The organism is Pantoea sp. Seng, assembly GCF_009829935.1.
GTDB classification, from domain to species: Bacteria; Pseudomonadota; Gammaproteobacteria; order Enterobacterales; family Enterobacteriaceae; genus Pantoea; species Pantoea communis.
On record NZ_SZZV01000043.1, the window covers coordinates 1 to 4,330 of the forward strand.

General features: G+C 48.0%; 5 protein-coding genes. 2 read left to right on the forward strand and 3 right to left on the reverse strand.

What is annotated here, in order from left to right; all coding sequences use genetic code 11:
• Positions 1-344: 344 nt before the first annotated feature.
• Positions 345-560, forward strand: coding sequence for a YdgH/BhsA/McbA-like domain containing protein (locus FD737_RS23595; RefSeq protein WP_160834693.1), 216 nt, complete (start codon positions 345-347; stop codon positions 558-560).
• Positions 561-1,627: 1,067 nt separating this feature from the next.
• Here FD737_RS23595 and FD737_RS24080 read toward each other — a convergent pair.
• On the reverse strand, positions 1,628-1,753 hold the full coding sequence (locus FD737_RS24080) for a hypothetical protein (RefSeq protein WP_255492044.1): 126 nt from the start codon (positions 1,751-1,753) through the stop codon (positions 1,628-1,630).
• A 19-nt stretch (positions 1,754-1,772) separates the two neighbouring features.
• Positions 1,773-2,138: an entry exclusion protein 1 gene (locus tag FD737_RS23600; protein ID WP_202404646.1), complete on the reverse strand. Its 366-nt coding sequence runs from the start codon at positions 2,136-2,138 to the stop codon at positions 1,773-1,775.
• A gap of 904 nt (positions 2,139-3,042) precedes the next feature.
• Here FD737_RS23600 and FD737_RS23605 point away from each other — a divergent pair.
• Entirely contained in the window at positions 3,043-3,354 is a 312-nt protein-coding gene (locus FD737_RS23605) for a helix-turn-helix domain-containing protein (RefSeq protein WP_160834694.1), read from the forward strand.
• Between the two features lie 22 nt (positions 3,355-3,376).
• On the opposite strand, the gene FD737_RS23610 is transcribed toward FD737_RS23605, so the two are convergent.
• Positions 3,377-3,694, reverse strand: a complete 318-nt coding sequence (locus FD737_RS23610; RefSeq protein WP_160834695.1) for a type II toxin-antitoxin system RelE/ParE family toxin — start codon at positions 3,692-3,694, stop codon at positions 3,377-3,379.
• Between the last annotated feature and the right edge of the window lie 636 nt (positions 3,695-4,330).

A 4,330-nucleotide genomic window follows, 5' to 3' on the forward strand; every position in this document is an offset into this window, starting at 1 on the left:
GACAGACTACGTCGCCACTTAGACAATAATGACACTCTCCTTGTCATGGCTGTTGCTAAGGATAATGCTGGCTGGCTTCCACAAAGCACATGGGATTGGATTAATAAACATGTGTAAATTTATCTACTTACATCAAAAAGCCCTGCCGGGCTTTTTATCAATCGGAAAAACTACTTTAAGAAAAGAATCAATCCGCAGACGACCATTGAATTCTCCTATCAACGCAATAGTTAGCACGATCACAATACCAGCATTTATTGTTAATTAACTAATAGTAACCTTGGTTATCATTATCTCATCGAAAGCACACAGGCTTTCAACCATACAAACCAAGGATAAAGACCATGAAAACCATCAAAGCAATGTCTATCGCCGCCGTCGCCGCTCTTTCACTGATGTCAGCAGCCAGCTTCGCGCAGAGCATCTCCGTCACCTCCGGCACGCTGGACGGTGCAGAAGCCAAAATCGCCGCACAGGCTCAGCAGCAGGGCGCTCAGTACAAAATTACCGAGGCCAACACCAATAACCGCGTACACATGACCGCTGAGCTGTACAAATAACGGATGGTCGCAAAAGGAAGTGCCGGAAGAGGTCGCCCATTGGGCGGCCTTTTTCGCATCTGGAGGAAAGGGCCAGCGAAAATTTGATGCGGCGCAAGCTGCCGCTTCGTCAGGATTGAAAGCTCACGCAGCCAGGCGTATCAAATTAGGTGGCACTTTTGCCATTCTGTTAGGAAATGGAAACATGGCGGACAGAAGACCACTCAATCCCAACGTAGTCGTTCCTAAACCCGGCGGTGGCACGCAGCCCCGCGATCGAAACAATGACGGTACGGTGCGCGGAAAGCGCTCTGACGCAGGTAAACCGCGTAAATAACGGCAAGCCGCCCTGTGGGCGGCTTTTTCGCTTCCAACCCCGGTAAGTGGGCGAATTAAACATAACATCTCTTTCCGGCACCGCCGCAGGCGCCCTCAGCGCGATCCAGCCAAGAAGCGTTCAAAAAACTATGTTGAGCATGCGCAAAAAGCGGGAAAACCGGCCAGATAATTTTTAACCGCCTACATGCCTATGCATAAATCTGAATGGGCCGGGATTTCGTTGACGAAATCTTTCCGGACGCTGATTTCAGGCAGAAAACTCACAGAATAACGGTGAACGGGTGCGCAGTTTACTGTGCGGTCGTGAGGCGTTGGCAAGGTGTCGGGGCGCAGCCCTGACCAGGGTTTTGTGAGCCGCCATTATGATGGCGGTGGACACAAAACATTTCCTGTCCCTCTGCGCTGGAGAAAATCCCGAAAAGTTGCGCATGCGCAACAAAATGCTGTTGCGCATTTTCCTATAAAAATGCGCATGTATACCCCTCAACCCTGCGCCAACAAAGGGCTGAGATAACATTTTGTATACCCCTTATGCAGAGGGGGGGTATACCCCCTAAGCCCTTGCGGCACAAGGGCTGGGGCTTAGCATTGTATAATGCGTTGGGTGTGACAGATTTTGGTGGCCGTAAGTCAGCAGAATATCCTGTTCGTCGGATGAGCGGATCTATCGTGTAACCAGAATAAGCGGCAGAAACGGAGTATTACTTTCAGGATAGGGGTGCAGGGGATATGTCTTCCCCGGCAGTTTTTCAGGAGGCAGGAGTATTCGCCCCGGAATCGTCTTCAGGGGCATCGGGGACGGCATTCTCGGCTACCATCTCCTTCAACTCGGCCATCCCCTGCATCAGTTCGTCAAACAGGTTACGTTCGCTCATAAAAGGCGTCCTTATTGTCTCACTTTGTCCCGTGCCAGAAGCGCCACCAGGCTTTTTTAGGCGTTTCTGGCATAGCGGCAGGATCTTTATGCTCAAGGCGAAGCAGCAACGATTTCAGTTCGCCAACTTCCTGCCTGAGCGCACGAATCTCTGACATCATATCAGCTTCATTTTGTGTGCCATGTGACTGTGTCACGCTGTGCCGCCCATCAGTGCCACTCTGCTCAGACTCACCATATACACGGAGCAGCTCTGACGTCTCAAACTCACGATGCCCTTTACCGTTAGTCCTGTACGATACGCGGCCTGAAGCCATGTCGCGGTAAAGCGTTCTTCGGCTTTTACCTGTGAGATTTTGAGCCTGTGACACACTGTGCCATGCCATAGAAAACCTCCATCAGTGGCACACTTTTCATATTACAGCACAACCGTAACATCTGAGCGTCAGGAGCACACCTTAAGATCAGATGCTATTCCGCTTCCTCGGTCATTCGCTCACTTCGTTCGGTCATGACACTGCGGCGAGCGGTATGGGATGACAGGTAATGCCATAGAACCAAGGAGGTGTCAGAAGAGTAACGCAGGAAGGTCGTTTTTCCATAGGCTTCGCCCTCCTGGCGAATGTCACAAAAAGACACTCAAGCCAGAAGTGGCGAAACCCGACAGGACTTAAAGATACCGGACGTTTCCACCCGGCGGCTCCCTCGTGCGCTCTCCTGTTCCCACCATACGGATGTACCCGCATCATTCCGCTGTTAATGGCCGCGTTTTCTCATTCCACGCCTGATGCTGGGATCCGGACAGGTGGTTCGCTCCAAGCTGGGCTGTAAGCACGAACTCCCCGTTCAGCCCGACTACCACGCTTTCAGCTCAACTTTTCTCTTGAGTCCAATAACTGAAAGCACGAAAAATCGCCACTGGCGGTAGCCATTGGTAAACAGGATGTGCGAGAGATGTATTGAGAGTTCTTGAAGTGAATACCTGAGTACGGCTACACTGGAAGGACAGATTTGGTGACATGTCTCGCACAAGACTGTTACCGGGGCTCAGTAAGCCGCAAACTGACTGAGCCAGAAGAAAAACCGCCCCGCAAAGGCGGTTTTTTTTCGTCGTTAGATTACGATCCAGAGATACCCCCGTCAATGTCGGCATGACAAGAACATCCTTTTTTAAAATCCCTCCGGATTAATCTTGAAAAGACATACAAACACTTGTATAATCCCGCGCCTTTGCTAATATGGATACATAGTATTCATCGAAGTCCCTGCCTGACTTATTAAAGAATAGCTATGGATAATAACGTATTTAGTATATTGACCAGCGATCCAGTACAACTGGAAACGTGGACATTAAAGTCCAACCTGATAATGAAAATTCATCAACACGTTCGGCGTAATGAGTGGAGCCAAGCTCAGGCTGCAAAAGCCATTGGCATAACTCAACCTAGAGTAAGCAACATGCTCAAAGGAAGGCTGGACTTGTTCTCTATTGATTTTTTAATGACAGCTCTATTCAAGCTTGGTTATCGTGTAGACATGGCTATGCCTACCCAAGAATCGAGTGATAGAAGTACTGATCTCAGTATGGAAATAAAGGGGTAGCCCCCTTTATTCCTTCAACAGATTATTTTAATCTGCCCTTCGCGGTCCTATAGTTTTTGTGTGCGGGGCCGTTAGTAGTCTTAGCGAACACATGCAGAACAACGACTTTCTCAGGGTCTTTATTGCTGTAAATGCATCTGTAAGCTGGACTACCGTTTATCTTCATCTCTAACGCCCCGCGTCCAACGGGTGCACTGAGACTTTCGACCTCCAAATCTGGTTTTTCTCCAGCAGCGACTAATCGCAGACTGTGCAAGAACATCAAAGCAACCTCTTGTGGGATGCTTTGAAGTTCTTTTTTAACCCCAGGTTTGTCGGTATCGATGCTTTTCATTGCCATATTTTAATCCTCCCAGATTATTTGTTTTTAGTAGATGGATGTTTTTCATACTGCCTCCACGGAATACCGCTTTAGGTTTTTAAGAACGTAAAAATCCCACGCTCATATTTGAGCGCGTCCGGATACATATAAGTTCATATTTGCAAACGCGATTAAAGGTGGCTATAACCGCATTTGTATCATGTTATCAGTACTTGTATGATTTAGTCAACGGTGAGATAATCAAAAGTGGTTGTTTTATAGCCACTTGGGCGCAGCTATTCTTCAGTGCCCATATAGCGACGCTTTTTCGATTAATTGAACGATAAAGCGCAAAATCTTGCGAAGAAAAACAATTCAACGTGAATAGGGAATTACACATGACAGTACACTGCGTCTCGTATGACTTGAATAAAAGCGGTCAAAATTACAACGCACTCTACGACGAGCTAAAGAAATCACCCGGTTGGTGCCACGCTCTTGATTCAACATGGCTCGTATCAACAACAGAGACGGCACGGCAACTATCAGACAGACTACGTCGCCACTTAGACAATAATGACACTCTCCTTGTCATGGCTGTTGCTAAGGATAATGCTGGCTGGCTTCCACAAAGCACATGGGATTGGATTAATAAACATGTGTAAATTTATCTAC